Below are 22,068 nucleotides of genomic sequence, written 5' to 3' on the forward strand. Positions count from 1 at the left end.
TATGAGCAAGTTGCGAGTGGCGGTATTATTCGGTGGCAGATCTGCAGAGCACGAAGTATCTTTGCAGTCAGCAAAGAGCATCATTGAAGCACTCGACAAAAACAAATACGAAGTTGTCCTCATTGGCATTAACAAAGAAGGACAATGGTTTCTCAATGAAAGCTCGCATTTTCTCTTGAATGCCGACAATCCAAAACTGATCAAACTAAATGGCGCCAACAAAGCTGTCACTCTTGTTCCTTATCAAAAAGATCAGCCGTTAATTGGCATAGGCGACGAAACAGCCAAAGCAGTTGATGTTGTCTTCCCAGTTTTGCACGGACCCTATGGCGAAGACGGCACTATTCAAGGACTACTCAAACTAGCGAATATTCCTTATGTCGGTCCGGATGTCTTAGGCTCAGCAATAGGCATGGACAAAGACGTCACCAAGCGCTTGTTGCGTGACGCTGGAATTCCAATCGGCAAATTCCTGACTTTCACGAAATCACAAGCTGATTCCCTACATTTCCAAGACATCGTCAAAGATCTTGGTCTGCCGCTATTCATCAAACCGGCAAATCTCGGCTCCTCCGTCGGAGTGCACAAAGTAAAGACAGAAGACCAATTCAAGCTCGCAGTAAAAGATGCGTGGAGCTACGATAACAAAATAATCATCGAAGAATTCATCAAGGGTCGTGAAATAGAGTGCTCCGTACTGGGCAACAGCGACCCAATCGCTTCATTGCCTGGAGAAGTAATTCCACAAACGGACTTCTATTCTTACGAAGCTAAATACATTGACGAAAAAGGTGCCATTCTAAAAATTCCAGCCGAGCTCCCACCAGAGATAGTCAAGAAAGTTCAGAAGCTGACTGTTGAGACCTTCAAGGCATTGTGCTGCGAAGGAATGTCGCGTGTAGACTTCTTCCTCACAGAAGACAATCGCTTGCTGGTCAATGAAATCAACACAATCCCAGGCTTCACCAAAGTAAGTCAGTATCCCAAGCTCTGGGAAGCAACAGGAATTCCATACAGCGAACTTCTGGACATGCTTATTCAACTTGCCCTTGAACGCGCCAAAAGAGACAACAAGCAAATTGCTGTCAAAGCCTGATTAGTTATTCGCCGATGTTTTGAACGGGCCGGACTTAGACGGCAACATAGTCAAAATAACAGCTTGCTTGATCATACGCTGCACCAGCCTTCTATCATCCGGGTTGTCAGAGGAAAGCATGCGCTTCACAGGCTGAACGCTCATCATTACAGAAGGCAGCGAAAAGTCAGCTGAATAGGCGCGAATGTCGCTTGCCACCATATGTGCGCGTGCATTTTTGTAACCTATTAACTTTGATGGATTCACACGATCAAAATCCGCATCAAGCTGCCTGGTCAACACTACTTGCCTGCCTGGCGACAAGGTAATTACTTTATTGCCTGACTTTACACGCACACGGGCATGCGGCCCATCATTGATATCAAAGACCGCAACATCATGTCCGGTTTCCATTACAAGCACCGACGCACCGTTAGGCACTTGGACTTCGCCCTCTTGAACTTGTACATTGATGTCGTTTTGAGGCTGGAAGAAAAAATTACCCTTTTGTAAAACGCATAAATTGGCCGTGCTTTGTGAGCCGAGAATAGCTCCATGTGAGTGCATTTCATTTACGACGTCAGAATTAAAATCACTGGCATTGCAATAAGCAAAGCTCTGCCCAAGCGCTTCACTGTCTAAGGGAGGGGTCGACTGCGGGTTTAAACTATTAGCAGTAAGATCTTCTATATCGATATTATTCAAAGAATTGCGTGACGCCCATTTAACATCTTGGTTGATCTGCGAACCTGCCTGAAAGAAATTTATGTTCGAATTTTGTACCTGCTGAATGGCACTACTGTCCTGTCCATTAAGCACGTTCAAGTCCGAATTTGCAAACGAAACTAACGCGAAAGGATTCGTCGTCATAGCAGGAACCCCAGGAATCGAAGGCGCAGGAGGAGTCGGCGGCGGACCATTGACGATGAAATTCGGATTGGTAGCACTAAGGCTCGGCGTATAGAGATAAATCGGACTATTGCTTGCCCCTATCGTTCCTCCCGGAGCAGAAAGTATAATATTGCTAGCGATAAGCGAAGACATACCGGAATGTGCCGGCAAATTTACAATATTTTGCGCCGACAAGTTAATACTTTGCCCAGGCGTTCCAATAGTCGAGCTTGAGTTGGAAACAAGGCCATTCAGGAAAAGAGTTCCCGATCCATTAACTGAAATATTCAGCTGAGTAGAATCACCAATAACCGAAGAATCAAGTATTAGATCACCTTGCTGCAATAAGTATACATTTCCATTGGTGGCAAAATGAAGATGAGATGCTTCAATGCTTAAGGCAATGCCACCGGACACCGGATCAGAGCCAATATTGCCTGCAGTTGTTATAAGTGTTATTGATGGGCTTAGCAGTGTTACCAATGAGGACGTTGCTCTAATGTCCCCCCCTGCGCTCAATGTAACTGCGCCGCCTAAACCTGCGTCGTAAGCCTTAACATTGCCACCAAGCGTAATCACTCCATAAGCCGAAATGAATACATTGCCTGCCGCGCCACCGTTGGCAGAGGTGTCAATCGCGCCAACCGTAACAGAGCTGTTGCTAGACAGTAGAAAGACTGTACCGCCTGCGCCTGTGCCGGTGTTAGAAGTGTCGATTGTTTGTGTACTCAAAGATTCATAAGCCGCAATAGTTACATTACCTGCTGCGGCGGCTCCGCCCGCGACAGAGGTATCAATCCCGCCAGTGGTGACAGAGCCATTGGTTGATATTAGAGTAACCGTGCCGCCTGATCCTGTGCCTGAGTTAGAAGCGTTAATAGTTCCGCCGGCAGTGATATCTCCATAAAACGAAATGCTGACATTGCCGGCCGCCCCTGCACCACTGCTGTATGTGTCAACACGTTGCATGGATATTGGGCCATCCTCAGAGACCAAATTAACATTGCCACCACTGATACTGCCATGAGTATCAACGCCGATAGTATGGGTGAGCGTCAAACTTGCGAATGTCACAAGTGCCACACCATCAGCATTAGTGCCACTAGATGACTTTATAGCCCCTATTGTAATTGGAAGAAAAGCAGTCACAAAAAGCGGTGCTATCATTGATGAATTGCCGCCACTATCAATGGTCAGGACAGTGTCGCTGCCGGTTATCGATCCGTATCCCTTCGGATTATAATTTGATGTTGGCCCTGAAATTCCAGTTACCGACACATTTATTGTTGTCGATGAACTTATCGACATTGGACCACTTGTATAGTTCGGATTTACCGATGCTTGATTTCCCAAGCCCACATAGTTTGTTGAATATGTCCCCTGAGGGATATTAGATCCTTGAGCGGTTATTGTTCCATTGGTTGTAATTGTTCCTGGTGATATCAGTATTACTTGCCCGGTCGCTGACCCATTACTACTGTTGTAAGCATTAATACTACCTGCAGTAATCGAGCTAGCTGTTTTCTTACCGGATGATAAAAATACTGACCCGGATTGTGCACCACTGCTTGCAACTGCAGCTGTGTTGGTCGTGTTTATGTTACCTACAACCAACGTCCCTAGAGAGGCTATCCCTACCGAGCCGCCTACTCCACTTTTCCCTGACGCGGTCGTTGTGATGGCTCCAATACTTGTAAGCGCGTTTGCAAAATCATCTGACACTACTAATACAGACCCACCAGCAGTTGACCCAGAAGTGTTCAAGTTTCCCATTTCAATGGAATAGTGTCCATTATCAAAGGAAGAGGCAGCAACAATATTACCGCCAATAAAACCAGCACTTGAGGTGTCGACATCGTCGGTCTTCATTGCTACTGCCCTCAATAAGGTAACGTTGCCGCCTGAGCCTGCGCCATGGTGATAAGCTTTAATCTTTCCCGTAAAAATATATTTATAGGCCGAGATTGCCACATTGCCTGCCGGCGCCGAACCGCTTGTGGCATAGGTGTCGATCTCGCCGATTGTAATATCAGCAGCATTTGCTGTTAAGGTAACTGAGCCGCCTAAGCCTGCGCCGGCGTTAGAAGCATTAATTGCTTGCCCGTTCGTACTGATACCTGAGGCGGCCAATATATTTACATTGCCCGCTGCTGCAAATGAGTTCGCGCTGCCAACGTCGGTGCGGATCCCGCCAGTTTTGATAGATCCAGTACCTGATGATGTTAGGGTAACTGTGCCGCCTGCACCTATGCCGCCGTTATAAGCATTTACCATATGCTGATTCGTACTGATAGCTCCATAAGCCGAAATAGTTACATTACCTGCGGCCGCCAAACCGCGTGTGACATGGGTGTCGATCTCACCAGTTGTAACAGAACCAGTGAGTGACAAAAGTGTGGCATTGCCGGCCTTCGTGCTATTGGAATTAAAAGTATTAATTGTGCCAGTGCCAATAGATTGAATGGATGTGACATTCAGGTTTGCACCATTTGTATTAATATCACTCAAGCTCACTTGATTAGCAATCATGGTTATACTTCCAGTTTTGCTGGTGTAAGTGGTGGCACTGTTCACTGATACTGTCTTTGTGATCAAGAAAAAATTGGCTCGACCCGTGCTGTCATTAATTGTCCCCAGGGAGCTGACGGCACCGTGCACTACAACAGGTACAAGATCACTGAAGGCAATGACATTTCCACTGGTGCCTGCGTCATTGGCAAGTGTTACTGTGCCGCTATTTTTAAACGACGCAAATCCGCCGCCTGGAATCATTGCCGGTGTAATTGTGGCTGTTGCACTGTTGGTAAAGGACTGCGGCAATATATTAACGGCACTTGTGTAGGTTCCAGTTGCATAAATGTGCCCGTTATCCACTGAAAGCGTGCCACCATCTGTAAATGATTGGACCGTAATAATTCCACTGGTTGCCGCTGTTGCTAACAAAGCACCACCGCCTAGGTTTATCGCACCTGTTGCTATTGCCCCGGTACCGGTATTGCCTGAGCTCAAAAATACTGACCCGCTGAGAGTGCCAGAGGTTGTGGCAGAAGTTATGATAGTACCCAAACCAATAGTGTTACCACTAATCAAAGCAACAGAGCCACCGGCACCAGTACCTGTGTTATCAGTGGCAATGGCACCAGTTACAGTAATAGCTCCGGAAGCCAAGACAATTACATTACCGGCAGGTGCCGAGCCGCCACTGACACTGGTGTCGATCCCGCCAATTGATGCAGAGCCATTAATTGTTGTTAGAGTGACCGCGCCACCTGCTCCGGTGCCACCGTTAGAGGAATTAATCGCTGCGCCGACAGTAATAGATCCATTAGCCTGGATAGTCACAGTGCCGGATACCGCCGACCCGCCGCTAACATAGGTGTCGATCCCGCCAGTAGCAACAGAACCATTGCTAGAAATTAGAAAAACTGTGCCGCCTATGCCTGTGCCACCGTTATGAGCATTAATTGCATTGTTATTCGTGTTAATGGCTCCGTTAGTTGAGATAATCACATTACCGGCTGCCCCCGAACCACTTGTGACATATGTATCAATTTCATGGGTTGTAACTGACCCAGTGTTTGCTGTTAGAGTAACTGTGCCGCCCACGCCTGTACCGCTGTTAGAAGCGTTAATCGTTCCGCCGGCGGCAATAGTTCCATAAGCCGAGATAGATACAGCACCTACTGCTGTCGAACCGCCACTTACATGGGTGTTGACCTCACCGGTTGTAACTGACCCAGTGCTGGATGCTAAAGTAACCGTGCCGCCGTTAGTAGCCTCAATCTTGCCCGCATTAACGGCTCCGTAAGCGTAGAGATTTACATTCCCCGATATCGTCGAACCAACACTGACATTGGCGTCGATCTCGCCAGTCGTAATTAAGGCACCTGATAACAGCGTGACCATGCTCCCTGCGCCTGCGCCGGCGTTAGAAGCCTTAATGTCTCCGGTAGTAATAGATCCATAGGTCGAGATAGTTACATAGCCGGCTGTCAGCAAATTGCTGGTGAAATCGGTGTTGATCTCACCGGTTATAACTGAGCCATTACTGGATGTTAGAGTGGCTATGCCGCCTGTGCCATGGCCTGCGTTAGAAGCATTGATCTTTCCTAAGACAGCAATAGTTCCTGAAGCCGTAATAACGACATTACCGGCTGCCGCTAATGATGACGCATTCTGGACGTTCGTATCTATTTCTCCGGTTATAACAGAACTATTGCTTGACGTTAGAGTAACCGTACCGCCTAAACCTGTGCCACTGTTGCTAGCTACAATGGGACCCGCGCTCGTGTTAACAGCTCCAAAAGCCGAGATAGTTACACTGCCTGCTGCTGCCGAACCGCCACTGACGGAGGTGTTGATGGTGGGGACCAAGCTGAGAAATCCGCCAGTTGTAACGGAGCTACTGTTTGAAATTAGAGTGACTGTGCCGCCTGAACCCGTCCCTGAGTTAGAAGCGTTAATCGTTCCACCGACAGTAATAGCTCCATTACTCGCCATACTAACAGAACCTGCCGCCCCTGCACCACTGCTTTCTGTCTCAATACCGACAAGAGATATCTGTCCGGCAACAGCGAGCAAATTAATATTGCCACCACTGGTAGTGCCAACCGTGTTGACACCAACAGCTCCACTCAGCGCTATATCTCCAAACGCTACCAATGCCACCCCATCAGCCTGGGTGCCACTATTTGAATTTATAGACGCAATTGAAACATCTCCCAGACAAAGAAGCGGTGCTAACAATGATGAATTGCCGCCACTATTAATGGTCAATTGAGTGCTGCCGCCACTCATTGATGAATAGCCTTGCGGGTTATAATTTGAGAATAACCCTGATATTCCGGTTACCGATACATTTATGGTTGTAGATGAACTTATCGATGTCGTAAAACTTATATGAATCGGATTTACAGAGCTGTTGCCCGCAGAAGTCGTTATTGTGCCTGGAATAATACCTCCTGATGCGATAAGTATTACTTGTCCTGACGCTGATCCATTTAAATTGTACGCTTTAATATCGCCTGCTAAAATCGCATCGATAGCAGTGCTGCCGGATGACAAAAATACCGACCCTGATTGTGCGCCACTGCTTGCAATTGCAGCTGTGTTGGTCGTGTCAATGTTGCCTACCTCCAACGCCCCTAGTGTAGCTATCCCTACTGATCCGCCTACTCCACTTTGTCCTGAAGCTTGCGTTGTGATGGTACCAATAGCTGTCCCCATAGAATTTTTGGATACTACTAATACAGATCCGCCAGCAGCTGACCCCGAAGTATTCAGGTTTTCCATTGCTATGGAATATAAGCCATTATCACCACCAGCAGCAACAGCAATAGTGCCGCCAACAAAACCAGCACTTGAGGTGTCGACGTCGCCTATGAGAGTCACTGCTCCTGCACGACTCAATAAGGCAACATTCCCGCCTGAGCCTGTGCCTTTGCTGGAAGCATCAATCGCTTTGGTTTCCAAAAGTAGTCCAGCGATACTAATAGATCCATAGGCTGAAATATCTACATCGCCTGCTGCCACCGAACCTAAACCGACATGGGTGTCGATCCCACCGGTTGAAATACTACCTCCAGCCGATGTTAAGGACACTGTGCCAGCGCTGCCTGTGCCCTGGTTAAAAGCTTGAATTGGCCACAGGTTCGTAGTAATATCTCCAGCAGCTGAAATAATTACATCACCTGCCTCCACAGTGTTGCCGACACCCGTGAAAAGCCATGCAGCTGACACAGCGCCATGGCTTGATATAAGAGTAATTGTGCCACCTGTGCCTGGCCCGGCATTGTATGTCCAAATTGGCTGGTCGTTCATATTAATATCGCCGTAAGCTGAGATAGTTACATTACTGGTTGCTATCAAACCACCGTAGGCAGTAGCGATGATACCATTAGTAGAGACAGAGCCATTGCTTGATGTTAATGCAACCGCACCGCTTGTACCTGTGCCGCCGTTGGAAGTATCAATGGCTTTGCTTATATTAATAGCTCCATAAGCCGAAATAGTTACATCGCCGCCGTTTCCTGCACCACCCACGACATGTGTATCGATTGTGCCGGTTGAGATAGAGATAGAGCTAGTGCTTGACGTTACAGTAACCGCGCCGCCTGTGCCTGAGCCTTGACCGGTGTTATAAGCCTTAATGCCTCCGGCAGTGATAGATCTATAGGCCGAGATAGTTACATTACCTGCTCCTGGAGCGCTTTCGACATAGGTGTCGATCTCGCCAGTCGTAATAGAGCTGTTGCTAGACGTTAAAAGGACCGTGCCGCCTGCACCAACGCCTGTGCCTAAGTTAGAAGCATTAATGGCATTAATGCTCATAGCTCCGAAAGTTGCGATAGTTACACTACCTGCTGCAGCTGTTGCACCAGCGACAGTGGTGTTGATCCCGCCAGTTGCAATAGAATTATCAGTTGAAGCGAGGAAGACTGTGCCGCCTGCACCTGTGCCTGAGTTAGAAGCGTTAATTGTTCCTGTGACAGGAATAGCTGCCCAAGCGGAGATATTGATAGAGCCTGCCGCCCCAGAGCCACTGCTATTTGTGGCAATACTTGTAATGGATATTTGTCCAGCCGAAGACTGCATAGTGACATTGCCACCACTGGTGCTGCCGGCTGCGTTGATGCCTACCGTGTCGCTGAGCGTCAAATTTCCAAATACCAACAGTGCTATGCCATCAGCCGCAGTATGACTTTTTGAATTTATAGACTTTATTGTCATTGGAACAAAAGCAGTAAAGACAAGCGGTGCTAACAACGATGAATTGCCGCCACTATCAATGGTCAACACAGTGTCGTTACCGCTTAGAGCTGCATATCCACTCGGATTATAATTTGACGACGGCCCTGATATTCCAGTTACCGACACATTTATGGTTGTAGATGAAGTTATTGATAATAAATTGTTCGTATAATTCGGGTTCACCGATGCAACACTCCCGCTCACGACATTTGATGAAAATGTCTGCGCAGAGATTGTGCCAGCTGAAGTAGTTATGGCGCCATAAGTTGTAATAGTTCCTGATGCGATGAGTATTACTTGTCCGGTCGCTGATCCATTTGCTGAGTTGTATGCGTTGATGACGTCTGCAGCAATCGCGTTATTGTTTTTGCTACCGGATGATAAAAATACCGACCCTGATTGTGCTCCACTGCTTGTAACTGCAGCCGTGTTGGTCGTGTCTATGGCCCCGACTGCCACGGTCCCTAGTCCGGATATTCCTACTGCTCCACCAACTCCATTTGGTCCTGTCGCTTGCGCTGTGATGGTACCAACAAGCAGAGGCTTCGCCCCAAAATCATCACCAACTAACATGATGGAGCCGGCAGTCGTGAACCCAGAAGTTTTCAAATCTCCCATTACAAGGGTATAGACACCATTATCACCGACAGCTCCGGCAATAATAGAGCCGCCGGCAGAGCCCGTACTTGAGGTGTCGATATTTGCCGTACCCATTGCTGCCGCTCTTACCAAGGTAACACTGCCACCTGTGCCTGAGCCTGCATGAGAGGCGTTAATGTTGCCCGTATTGATTAATTGCAAAGCCGAAATAAACACATTGCCGGCCGGTGCCGAGCCACTTGCTACATGCGTGTCGATATCATTAGTTATAATCGAAAAGGTCTCTGAAGTTAGCATCAAGGTGCCGCCTCCGCCTGTGCCTGAGTTAGAAGCGCTAATTACTTGCCCGTTAGTTCTTATAGCTGAGGCAGACAAGATAGTTATATTGCCTGCGAATGCATTCGACGACGTGTTGTTGATGCTGGTTGAGATCTGTCCGGTTTCAACAGAGCCATTGCCGGAAATTGTTATATTAACCGTGCCGCCTATTCCTGTGCCTGAGTTAGACGCGTTAATGGCTTGATAATTCACACTTTGATTATTCGTACTAATAGTTCCGTAAGCCGAGATAATTACATTGCCTGAGCCTCTCGAGCCACTTGTGACATTGGTATTCACCGCGTCAGTTGTAACAGAGCCAATGACTGACAAAAGCGAGGCGCTGCCGGCAACCGTGCCACCAGAATTAACCGTGTTAATTGTGGTGGTAGTAATACCTTGAAGGGACGTCAGGTTTAAGTTTGCACCATTTGTATTGATGGCAGCCAAGCTCATTTGACTAGCAAGCATGTTTAGACTTCCTGATGCACTCGTGTAAGTGGTAGCACTGCTTACTGATACTGTTGGTGCCATCACGAAAAAATTAGCCTGACCAGTGCTGTCGTTAATTGTCCCCAGGGAGGTGACAGCACCTTGCACATAAACAGGCAAAAAGTCGCGGAAGGTAATGACATTACCGCTAGCGCCTACGTCATCAGCAAGTGTGACTGTGCCGGTATTGCTAAATGATGTAAACCCGCCACCGGGAATCATTGCCGGTGTAATTGTAACGGTTGCACTATTGGTGAAGGCAAGCGGCAGTATATTAATGTTGCTTGTGTACGTGCCGGTTGCAAAAATCTGTCCGGCATTCACTGAAAGCGTGTTGCCATTTGCAAAAGATTGGACCGCGATGCTACCAGCGGTTGCCGCTGTTGCCAACAACGCGCCACCAGCTAAGGTAATTGCACCTGTCACTATTGCCCCCGTGCCGGCATGGCCGCTGCTCAAAAATACCGACCCGCTTGGCGCCCCAGAGGTTGTGGCAGAAGTTATGATAGTACTCAAACCGATAGTGCCTTGAGTAATCAGAGCAACAGAGCCACCGGCGCCTGCACCAGTATTATTGGTGGCAATGGAACCAGTTGCAGAAATTGCTCCGGGAGCAGCAATAATTACATTACCTGCTGCCGCAGAGCCGCCGCCAACGTTAGTTTGGATTCCAGTAATTGAGACTGACCCATTGCCTGATGTTAGTGCAACCTCGCCGCCTGAGCCTGTGCCGGCATTAGAAGTGTTAATTGCTCCACTGGCGGAAATATTTCCATTAGCCAATATAGTCACATCGCCGGCCGGCGCCGAGCCGCCGCTAACGTTGGTGCTGATGCCGCCTGTCGAAACAGAACCAGTGCTTGACATAAGCGTAACTGTACCGGCAGAGCCTGCACCACCTGCGCCTATGCCTCCATTAGAAGTATTGATTGTTCCGCCACCGCCATTAATAAGTCCATAAGCCAAAATGCTGACACCGCCTGCCAGTGCCGAACTGCTCTGGACATGCGTATCGATGTCGCTGACTGTGACAGAATTACCGCTTGACGTTAGAGTGACTGCGCCACCGCCACCGGTGCCGTTATTGGAAGCATCAATCTTGGCGCCAACAGTAATAAATTGGGGTGCTGAGATAGACACATCGCCTGCTAGTGCTGCCGAACCAGCATCGACACTGATGTTGATGCCGCCGGTTGTAACTGAGCTGGTGTGTGATAGCAGAGTAACTCCGCCGTCGATTGGGCGCGTGCCGCCGTTTTTAGCCTGAATAGTGCCTGCGCTCGTATTAATAGCTCCGGTAGCCTCGATATTTACATTCCCCGCTACAATCGAAGCGGTACTAACATTCACATTGATGCCACCTGTGGTAACTGAGCCATTGCCTGAAAGTAGATTGATTGTGCTGCCTGAGCCACTACCTGTATTGGAAGCATTAAGCACTCCATTGAGATTAATAGCCCCATAAGACGAGAAAGTTACATCGGCTGCTTTCGCCGAGCCACTGGTAACATGGCTATCAATCGCGCCGGTCGCAATAGTGCTATTGCTCGAAATTAGAATGACGTTGCCGCTTGCACCGGGGCCTGCGTTGTAAGCAGCAATTGCTTTGTTATTCGTATCAATTTCTCCGTAAGCTGCGATAAAGACATTGCCGGCTGCTGCCGAACTGCTAACTACATACGTATCGATCTCGTCAGTCAAGACAGAGCCATTGCTCGACACTAGATAGACCGTGCCACCTGAACCTGTGTCGGGTGTAAATGCGTGACTGTTATAAGCTTTAATTGCACTGCTATTTGTATTAATGTCTCCGTAAGCTGAGATAATGACAGAGCCGGCCGCTGCCGTCCAGCCGTGTACATAGGTGTCAATCTCGTGAACTGAAACAGAGCTGGTGCTCGATACTAGAGTGACCGTGCCGCCCGCGCCTAAGCTTGAGTTAAACGCGCTAATATTTCCGCCGATATTGATAGATCCAGAAGCGAACACACTAACATTACCAGCAGCCTCTCCACCATTGCTTATTGTGGTAATATTGTCAACGGATATTTGCCCGGCAATAGAGAGCAAATTAACATTGCCACCACCAGTAGTGCCAACCGTATTGACGCCACCCGCTCCGCTGACAGTGATATTTCCAGATGCTACCAATGCTACCCCAGCACCATTAGTTGACTTTGCAGACCCTATTGAAACATCACCCAGACAAAGAAGCGGCACTAACATTGATAATTTTTGTGCACTATCAATAGTCAATTTAGTGCTTGCACCACCACTTATTGACGAATAACCTTGTGGATTATAATTTGAGAAGGATGTTATTCCATATACAGATACATCTATGGTGGTAGATGAGCTTATCGATGTCGTAGGACTCGTATAATTTGGATTGACCGAGCTGCTGTACGCAGCAATCGTTATTGTGCCGGCAGTTATGCCTCCTGATGCTATCAGTATTAACTTTCCTGTCGCTGATCCATTTGTTGAGTTGTACGCATTGATGGAGCTTGCAGTAATCGCGTTGCTAGCAGTGCTACCGGATGATAAAAATACCGACCCTGATTGTGCCCAACTGCTTGTGCCTGTATAAGTACTGGTCGTATCTATGGCCCCTACCGCCAGCACACCTAGCGTAGCTATCCCTATTGCTCCGCCTACTCCACTTTGTCCTGACGCTTGCGCTGTGATAGTACCAATAGTATTGGGCTTCTGCAAAAGATCAGTGGATACTATTTCTACAGAGCCGGCAGCAAGTGACCCCGAAGTTTTTAGGTTTCCCATTACAATGGAATGACTTCCATTATCACCGCCAGCGGCAGCAGTAATTGATCCGCCAAGCGAGCCACTGGTTGAGGTATCGATGTCGCCGACAGTCAATGAACCTAGTGTCAATAAGGTAACTGAGCCGCCTGTGCTTGGACCGGCGTTGGAAGCATCAATCTTGCCGCCTATAGTAATATCTCCATATGCTGAGAGTGTTACGTTCCCTGCCGGCACTAAACCTAATTGGGTATTGACGGCGATCTCGCCGGTTGAAATGGCACCATTGCTTGATTTAAAATTCACTGTGCCGCCTCCACCCGTGCCGACGTTAAAAGCATAAATTTTGTCCGTAGTAATATTTCCATAAGCCGAGATAACTACATTGCCTGCCGCCACTGTATCGCCGACACCAGTCAGCAGAACGCCGGTTGATACAGAGCCAGTGGTTGATGTGAGCGTTATTGTGCCACCTGCGCCTGATCCCCCCTGGAATGCATAGATGAAGTGCCCATTGGTAGTAATATTTCCATAAGCCGAGATAGTTACATTGGCTGCTGCTATCCAACCACTGTAGACAAATGAGTCGATCTCGCCAGTTGAGACAGAGCCATTGCTTGAAGTTATTATGACCTCGCCGGCCGCGCCAACGCCGTTGTTTATCGTTGCAATGGTGCCCGCACTCGTATCGATATCACCGTAAGCCTTGATGGTGACATCGCCTCCTTTTTGCGAGCCGCCAGCGACATCAGTGTTGATGGCACCCGTTGAAATGCCGGCTTGTGCCAGGGTTGCTCCGGGTTGAATAGTGTTACCACTGGTTATGACAGCATGCGCATCAAGAACCAGTGGCTGCAAATCAGATGTAACAGCCTGAGTTGTCTGCAATATGACGGACCCTGAGTTGAGTGTTCCATTACTCGTAGTGGCAATCTGGTTGATGTTGATTGATGTAACCGGCGACAAGGAACTAGCACCGGCATAAATTGTCACACTACCCCCACCACCAGCACCACCTCCTACTGTATTAATCTCTCCGATGCAATTACCGAGGAGGCAGAAAGTATTCAATTTAACTGTTCCCTTTGAGCCAAATGCATCTGCCAGGGCAACCATTTTGACATTGCCGCCTGCGCTATTCTTTGATGATGTGTCAATTACTTTTTGCTCCAAACTACCGCTTAAATCAATATTGCCGCCTGAGCCACCAGTTAGGCTAACGGTAACGCCCCCCTCGGCAAGTCCTAATGTGGGTGTCAGTCCGCCTGATGTGGGACCAACCAGTCCCGGTCCTGGCTGCGTGCAACCGGCACAGGTGCTTGTTATGTTTGCTCCGGCAATCATCAAAAGGTTATGCCCATTGGTGACAATTTGACCGTTGATATCTGCTGTGATATCACCTCCGGCTACGATAGCTAAATCCTCATCGGATGACACTGTTCCCACAATCTCAATACCACCCGTGTTGTAATAAGTAGGGTCGCCTGAGATGTTGTTGCCTAATTTCAAAAGTGTTGTATCAGCAGTTATATGTTCCGCACCGGCATACGTATTAACAACTCCTGCGATTTGCCCGACACTAACCGTTGCCGTGCCTGTTCCTGCATAGAGATTGAGTTGCCGGGAAAGGTAATCCCCGCCCAAGAGACTTATATTGGCAGAACCGCTATATGATGAGTCGCGAAAGTTTATATTGCCATTGAGCGCTTGCATCATGCCGCCGATGTTGTTGACGGCCAGATTCTGTGCCATCTGCGAGGCAATGTTGAGGTTGCCTGTGAGGGCTGCAATGGTTCCACTGTTAACGATGTTGTTTGCCACCATGCTGATATTGTTAGCCTGCATCATAGCCATCATTGCCGCAGAGGAGGCATTGACGATGGAATTTCCGGCAGTCAAATTCAAGTTGCCGGAACTCGAGATCGTCCCAGCATTGACTATGTTATTAATGGCATTGAGGTTGAGATTGGCCAGCGTGGAGGAAATTAATCCACTTGCGTTGTTGTATATATTAGTAGCATTGACAGAAGCTGCGTTTACAGCTGGATTGGTGGAGTAAACGCTAAATGTGCCGGCATTGGTAAAATTGCCGGTCAGATTCAAATTTTGCATCAGCGCGGCATTTTGTGATGCATGTACCCCGGCAGGAATAACTAGATTACTGAGACCATCGGCAACATGGTAGTTGAGCCTGAGTCCTCCACCGACAGCAACACCAAGCTCGTTTAACTGCAGATACTGGTGTCCGGCATTTAGCACTTGCCTGACAGCCACCATCTCTGCAGCAGTAAGCATATCGGTCGGGCTGACGGTTCTGCTTACACCAGCCAAATTTATGGTTGCTGCGCCGGCATTTGACATAACAGAAGCAGCAGAAACTGATCTTTCCGTTGAGGACAGATCAAGATTTGCAGAAGGGGACACAGTCGAACTTGCTGCATCTGCAACTGATCCTGCCTCCTGAGCGTACGCCGACCAAGGCAATATTAGCTGGATAGCGAGCACAATAATAATTTTTCGTACAAACGCCATTGTTAAAGCACCACCCATTCTTGGTGCCCGCACACTAGTTATGTGTCCGCTAGCTTTCTAGACATGGTCAAATTGACCATAGCTATAGTTAGCTAACGGCTCGCCCCCTACATTTCATACCCAGCCGATTGGCTCACAAAACCTTTCCGGGACTGAATTCACGAACCATTAACCTTCGCAGCAGCTAAATTCCTAGCCAACCACGAATTTTTTTCCAGATTTTTGGCTTGGCAGAAGGATCTTGGAAATCGGTAAAGGATGTATTGGCTGCATCACTTGCAGTGTGCGTCTTCGCTTGCGTATCCGGAGCGGCATTTATTTCTATAGGCGGAATGACATATTCCGGATGCATTTCCTTATAAATCTGATGAAGCTCGTACTTAACAATGGTAGCTGACTCCGGACGCATGTTTGGCTCGTAAGTCGTCAACTGCCTAACCAAAGCATCAAGACGGCGATTGACCTTCTGATTTAAATGCAACGGTGCATAGCTTGATAGTGGCTTGGGTCTCATGCCAGTTAGCAAATGCCCCATAGTTTGTCCCAGCGAATACAAATCCGAACGTACTTCTGGTTTGCCTAAGTACTGCTCCGGCGGTGAGTATCCCGCAGTCACCACTCGCGTAGCAGCTTCTTTGGGCATAAATGTTCTTGCAATACCAAAGTCTACAAAAACAACTTTTCCCTCTGGCGTAAGCATAAGATTACTCGGCTTCAAATCACGATAAATAATCGGTGGTTCTTGCCTGTGCAAATACTCAAGAATCTCCGCACATTGAATAGCAATCCATGTGACGTGATTGGAATCAAAAGGACCACCTGTCTTAAGCATCACTTCCAGGTTATTGCCCGGAACCAAATCCATTACTAGGAAGTAACGCCCATCGTCAGTAGCATGGTCGTCAAACACCCTTACAATGCCGGGGTGATTTAAGTTGCGCAGGATAGCCACTTCCCTTTTAAACAGCCTTATAGCCTCCTGGTGGACCGCAGGGTCGGCGTATTTGTTAGTCAGCTGCTTGATGACACATTGCCTATTGCCTTCGGTCTTATCCTCGGCAAGATATACAGTACCCATACCGCCTTGCCCCAAAGGCTGGCGAAACTTGTATCGTTCAAACCAGTTTATAGTCGCTCCGGCTTCGCTCACGCTTCGCCTCCGCTTGCCGTCCGGCATACCGCGTTCGCTCTGCGGCGGAGGATCCGAAGGCACTCCTGTGCCTTCTCCTCTCCTCGCAATCCTTGCTTCGCTTCGGGGGATTCATTGCGTGAATTCACTTGTATCGAAACCTATAGTTGGGTTTTTACCAATTGTCGGCGCAGATGAGCCCTAGCACATTAAATCTTGTACCCGGAAACCCAGTGTCGGCCACACGAGTGCCACCAGTGCCCAAATTCCGATCATTGACTGACGTATGTATGGTATGCTACTTTACTAGCATCTCCCCACTATTCAATTCTTGTAGGCGCCGAAAGGGCGTCTGCCTTGGAGGTGCGTATGAGCTTAGCCAGTGTTTCAATCGTGGGGAATTTGGTCCGTGCGCCGGAGCAAATGTGCTTTCCATCCGGTCGCGTTAAAACAACAATGGTGGTTGCCATCAACAATCGCCAAAAGGCCAAAAATAACAGCAAGCCAACTGAAACCACAGACTTTTACAAAGTAGAGACCTGGGGCAAGTTAGCGGAACTGTCATCCAAATTCCTCGCCAAAGGCTATCAGGTGACCGTCACCGGTCGTTTGGTAATGGACCATTGGACAGACAGACACGGTAAATCCCGCGTCACTCCAGTCGTCGAGGCAACCCAAGTTGCTTTTCCACCAAAACTTCGCGTCTTAGACACACCGGCGGGAACTTCTGCCGATACAACACAGACTGTAAATCCAATAGGAGGTGAATTAGTCATGTCAGATGAAGATGATGAAATCGAATACGAAGATGACGAAGATGAGGACGACGACGATGATGACTACTCAGGTGGTTATCCCAATTCGAAGTCAAGCTATAAAGCTGCTCCTCAGCGTGGAGGACCAAAATCAAAAATCCACGCAAAGTTGGCATGACGTCGCCGACTAAATAAAGGATGTTCTCCTCCTTACCCACGCCAACACCACACACCTTGCGTGCCAAGAGAACCACAAAGGACGGGATTCCAGCCCGTCCTTTGTTTTTGGGTTAGATTGACCGATGTATTTGTTTGTATTACAATCAAATACATCAAGGATATTCCTTGATGATTTCGTACAAGAAAGACAATTTACAACGTCACAACGTGACCGTGACTGAAGTAGATGAAGTGCTGAATGGCACTGAGTCAATTTGGTTGGACCTTGGAGTAAGTATCAGCGGAAACGATCGATTGATGTTCGTCGGTTTCACTAAGTCTGGACGAATCCTTGAAGTTGGAGTCGAGTTGGTTGGCGATGACGAAATCGTATTTCATGCAATGAATGCCGGAAAGAAGTATCTGGAGGAGTTTACCGATGCCCAAAAGAGAAACTAACCAAGAACGTTATGACAGGCTTTCCAAACGTGCAGAAAAAATTCGTCGCGAAGCAGGCGAACGACTTCCGAAGGATGCCGTCATACAATGCCGAGTAGAATCGTCTCAAATGGGAGAGCTCCAGTCCATCGCACAAGCCAAAGGTCTATCCGTAAGCGCTCTCACGAGAATGTGGCTATTAGAACGCTTACTTGCAGAAAAATCCGCGTAACGAAAGTGCCCTCTAGAACTTCCATCTGACAGAATTAAGTGACTCTTGGAAAAGAGGGAGCGCAGCTTGATACTCCTCGTCTTCGTCAGCTTCCATGTAGATGTGCTGTGCATCGGCCTTTTTGTCATTAGGCGTAGCGTCAATTGAAAGCACCCAACTGCGTGTGCCGTGTGAGCGGTTGTCTCTATCTTGATACCAGCCTTTGTAAGACAACACAGACTGACCGCCTATTGTTATCACTTCGACAGTCTGCAAATGAAAGTTATGAATCGTATAGCCCTTCTGTACTTCTAACGCATGTTTAGACACCTGATTATTTGCAGCGTTACCCAAAACCTCATCCAGACTTTGCATGGTTTTTTCGTCAGCCTCAGTTACTGGATTTGCGTCGGTGTAAATAAGGTGAGGACCTTGCTTGAGAATTTCACGAAAAGCATTGCTGGACGCATCCGTAATCATCGGCAATTCCAAACTCATGACACCAATTTTGGTGTCATCATCATCCGGACTATGGTACTTAATCGAATAACCAGGCAATGCCCCATATCCTGGTCCTGTCGGCTCGGGAGTCTTTTCCCAACCTGCAGGCATTTGAATTGCAGCCAGACGCTGGAAGTTTTCTATCATTGCCCCAGATCCGGAAGGCTTACCTTGCATTGCTTGCAGCCCTTGCGCGAATAATGGAGCTGTAGTTACCTGCGATGCTGCTAGTATCACAGCAAACGAAACAGCGTCCACAAAGCGCTTCGAAATGAATTTTTCTGTCATACGCCCCTACCTTTGCATATGTCTTTTCTTCGATTATATCGACGGGTTTTGCTATGGGACGTCACTGCGTCCTATAATCGGCAAGCTGTAACATTACAAATACTTGTACTACTTCTTATCTGCGCTGCCGGCTAATTCAGCGCTTCTGGTGTGGTCATACGCTTTTACAATTCCAGCGATTTGATCAAGACGCTTATCCAACTGTTCGCAGCGTTTGTTTATAACGTGCAATTCCTTTGCCAGAGCAGTTCTAGAAGATTTGTCATTCTTCCAAGCTTCTATGAGTCTGTTGCAGCTGTTCACCATGTCATCGATGGCTACTGTGGTCTGTCGCCATGGCTCGGCAACTTCTTTGTCCAGTCCAACAGGCCAATTATTTAGAATAAGTACTTTCCTACGCAAATCTACAACTTGCTCTCTTAAATCGGTTAAAAGCTTGTGAAAGATTGGTTTTGAAATTGGCTTCAAATCACCCATTCTCATCGAGCCATCAGGCATCGGTGCAGGCGGCAAAATAATCTGCGTGGTAGCTGAGCCAATCACGTTAGGGCTTACTGCATTCTGTATATTCTGACGCACCAACTGATATGCAAGTGCCTGACTGTCCTTGTTAATCTTCGCCTCTAATGCTTCCATCTGAACCAGAGTATCCTCAACCTGAAGCATGTTTATCTTCACATTGCCTTGCAGTGGTATCGGCGACTGGTCCTGCGCAAAGCTACCGCCCGCTGCAAAAAAGAGCATCATCGTCAAAACCGTTAGTTTGCTTTTCTCGCCCATAATTGACTCGCCTACAGGTCTCACTAAATCAAATGGTAGCTGGTATCTGTTTTCATACTAGCACCGACATAGAGGTCAGCGGCTTCCGGTCCTAAAATTCTGGATTGATCACTAGAATGGCGTCGAATTTTAAGGTAAAGGTTAAACACTTGTGCGTAGAACCCCCAGTGGCATGTAACGGCGGTTGTCCTATGCTGGGGTTCAACTTCAGCCATCTAAGGGGATTAAGAGGCATGGATTCGTATAAATTGTCGGACAAACAGGCACGGGAACTAGCAAGGGAAGAAGCAAATCTTTTCAGTGACTATGTGTCAGTTAGGGCTAATACAAGTGCTAGCACTGTCCAAGGCGCTCAAATACTCACAGACAAGGTCAAAATTGATAACAAGCTATTCGGTGCAAACAGCAACCACGTAAGAACCGATTACAAGGCGATGGACCGCGACTTCACGGAGTCCGGAGTGTCCAACCGGCAGTCTGCATCGCGTGACAAATACACTGAGTCCATGAAGAAGCAAGCAGCAATCGCGCACGAAAGAGCCAAAGAAACAACGACACTGGCTCAAGACAAAGTATTGTCTATTAAACCAGAACATCTAAAAACATACGTCAGTCTTTTCGATGAGTATGCCCAAGCTCGAGCCAATAAGGATTCGGGCAAGTGTGCAAAGATTCTCACTGACAAACTTGAACTTGATGAAAGAGTCTTCGGCAAGGAATCAATAAATGCTCTTAAGGACTTCGAAGCCATCGGGCGCGACAATGAAGAAGCAGGCAATCACAAACAAGCCGGAACGGCTTACTTTATGGCGAGACTGGGTTATCGAAGAAAGAACGATGACATTTTTGCGACTTTGGCTGGACTGCACGCAGCTAGAAATTATGCCAAAGCCAACGTGAACGAGCTTGCCATACCGCTCTTCGCATCAGGATTATCCTTCTACGACAAACTTGAGCAGAAATTAGACAAGCCTGGTTCAGTCAAGCAGAGTTCACCATACATTCGCGCAGAATTGGGGCATTGCTACCTAAAGGAAGGCGACTTGGATCTCGCAGAAAAAGAATTGACCAAATCACTCGACGACAGCCGAATTGGATTTGATGAAATTATTCCTCAGGGATCTATTAAAACGCTAAGAGATTTGGTGACTGTTAAGACCTTAAAGAACAAGCTGGACGAAGCTGCTAAGTATGCAAAGCTGCTTCAAGAGACTGAAAAGCGCTACCAGCACTAAGAAATTGTGGGAAACAAAACAGCATAAACTGCATCGTTAATTCGATGACAAAAAATGCATTGATAGTTTATAAACCCAAAGGCAAGTCCACGCCGGAAACCGACCTTTGGATTGGCAAGGTTGCTCATGAATTGGCCGAAAAGGGTGATTACCTCACAACAATTCTTACTCTTCCTGACCAAAAAGATGAAATTATCTCGCATCTGAAACCTCCGCTAGACCTGGTTATTGCCGCTGGCGGTGATGGCACAGTTAGGAGAGTCTTATCTGCTCTGTCACAAGCAAAATCAGACATTCCCGCAGCAATTCTTCCTTTGGGAACCTTTAACGTTATGGCACGCAATCTCGGGATTGTAGAAGAACGATTTTTTGCCCTGCCACCCGAACATGCCGTGGACACAATACTTGAAGGAAAGCCGATCCTAATCGATTTAGGACAAGCTAATGACAATCACTTCTGTGTAGCAGCTGGAGTAGGTCCCATGTCAGATGCCTTTTTCATTCCTAAACGTAAAGCAAAACGCAAATTCAAGCTAGCCGCCTATGCCGGATCTTTGCTTGCTTCCATAGCCGCCCCACCAATAAAATTCCGCATTACCACAGAAAAGACTAGTTTCGAGGTGATTTCAGCAGGGATTTTAATAACGAATATTCATGATTTGGGCTTAGGTAAACCTAGCGACATTGGCGCTCTTGCTGATGGTCTTTTGAGAGTAAATGTACTCTGCCCTAAAACTCTAAGAGACTATGTTGCCATAGTTCTACATTATGCCAGTGGACTCAATCCCTCTAATATGCCCAGTTACACATTCGAGGCAAAAAAAGTCCTTATAGAAGTAGTTGCCACACACTGTCGATTATCTCCATGGCAATGGTTTTTCTACAAAGCAGCCATGACACTAAAAGGAAATCCGCTAGCTCAGCCAAAACTATTACGAGAAGTACCAATAATGATCGACGGCAAAGAAGGAAGGACCACTCCTTTAAATGTCAAAGTGGTACCAGAGTCGGTCCGAGTAATCGCTGCTCCAGATAGAGTATCGCAAATGAAGGCTAAAGCGGAAATTTCTAAACTTCGCTAGTGAGCTTACTCTCTATACTTTTGCTCAGTTTTTCGAATAGGACTCGACTACGAGTATGCAATTTACCAATGT

10 protein-coding genes are annotated in these 22,068 nt (G+C 47.6%); 6 read left to right on the plus strand and 4 right to left on the minus strand.

All coding sequences use genetic code 11. The features are described 5' to 3' along the window. Nucleotide 1 precedes the first annotated feature (1 nt). Nucleotides 2-1,096, plus strand: a complete 1,095-nt coding sequence (ddlA, locus tag K2Y22_02940) for a D-alanine--D-alanine ligase (protein MBX9877389.1) — start codon at nucleotides 2-4, stop codon at nucleotides 1,094-1,096. Here the strand turns inward: ddlA and K2Y22_02945 are convergent, their stop codons facing one another. Then, nucleotides 1,097-15,451, minus strand: a complete 14,355-nt coding sequence (locus K2Y22_02945) for a hypothetical protein (protein ID MBX9877390.1) — start codon at nucleotides 15,449-15,451, stop codon at nucleotides 1,097-1,099. Between the two features lie 151 nt (nucleotides 15,452-15,602). Beyond that, nucleotides 15,603-16,631, minus strand: a complete 1,029-nt coding sequence (locus K2Y22_02950) for a serine/threonine protein kinase (GenBank protein ID MBX9877391.1) — start codon at nucleotides 16,629-16,631, stop codon at nucleotides 15,603-15,605. Nucleotides 16,632-16,916: 285 nt separating this feature from the next. Here K2Y22_02950 and K2Y22_02955 point away from each other — a divergent pair, with 285 nt between their 5' ends. From K2Y22_02955 to K2Y22_02965, 3 genes are all read left to right on the plus strand, one after another. Continuing rightward, nucleotides 16,917-17,480, plus strand: coding sequence for a single-stranded DNA-binding protein (locus tag K2Y22_02955; GenBank protein MBX9877392.1), 564 nt, complete (start codon nucleotides 16,917-16,919; stop codon nucleotides 17,478-17,480). A gap of 170 nt (nucleotides 17,481-17,650) precedes the next feature. Then, entirely contained in the window at nucleotides 17,651-17,920 is a 270-nt protein-coding gene (locus K2Y22_02960; GenBank protein MBX9877393.1) for a hypothetical protein, read from the plus strand. Beyond that, nucleotides 17,901-18,131 carry a hypothetical protein gene (locus K2Y22_02965; GenBank protein MBX9877394.1) on the plus strand — a complete coding sequence of 77 codons (231 nt, stop codon included), beginning with the start codon at nucleotides 17,901-17,903 and terminating at the stop codon, nucleotides 18,129-18,131. The genes K2Y22_02960 and K2Y22_02965 overlap by 20 nt, the downstream gene beginning before the upstream one ends. A gap of 12 nt (nucleotides 18,132-18,143) precedes the next feature. On the opposite strand, the gene K2Y22_02970 is transcribed toward K2Y22_02965, so the two are convergent. After that, complete coding sequence (locus K2Y22_02970) at nucleotides 18,144-18,899, minus strand: hypothetical protein (GenBank protein ID MBX9877395.1); 756 nt, start codon at nucleotides 18,897-18,899, stop codon at nucleotides 18,144-18,146. A 108-nt stretch (nucleotides 18,900-19,007) separates the two neighbouring features. Then, nucleotides 19,008-19,679, minus strand: coding sequence for a hypothetical protein (locus K2Y22_02975; protein MBX9877396.1), 672 nt, complete (start codon nucleotides 19,677-19,679; stop codon nucleotides 19,008-19,010). 233 nt (nucleotides 19,680-19,912) lie between these two features. Between K2Y22_02975 and K2Y22_02980 the strand changes: the two genes are divergently transcribed. Beyond that, nucleotides 19,913-20,914, plus strand: a complete 1,002-nt coding sequence (locus K2Y22_02980) for a hypothetical protein (protein MBX9877397.1) — start codon at nucleotides 19,913-19,915, stop codon at nucleotides 20,912-20,914. 44 nt (nucleotides 20,915-20,958) lie between these two features. After that, nucleotides 20,959-21,996 (plus strand): hypothetical protein, encoded by a 1,038-nt coding sequence (locus K2Y22_02985; protein MBX9877398.1) that lies wholly within the window; start codon nucleotides 20,959-20,961, stop codon nucleotides 21,994-21,996. Nucleotides 21,997-22,068: the final 72 nt, after the last annotated feature.

This window comes from Candidatus Obscuribacterales bacterium (assembly GCA_019744775.1).
In the GTDB taxonomy this organism is placed as follows: domain Bacteria; phylum Cyanobacteriota; class Vampirovibrionia; order Obscuribacterales; family Obscuribacteraceae; genus SBAT01.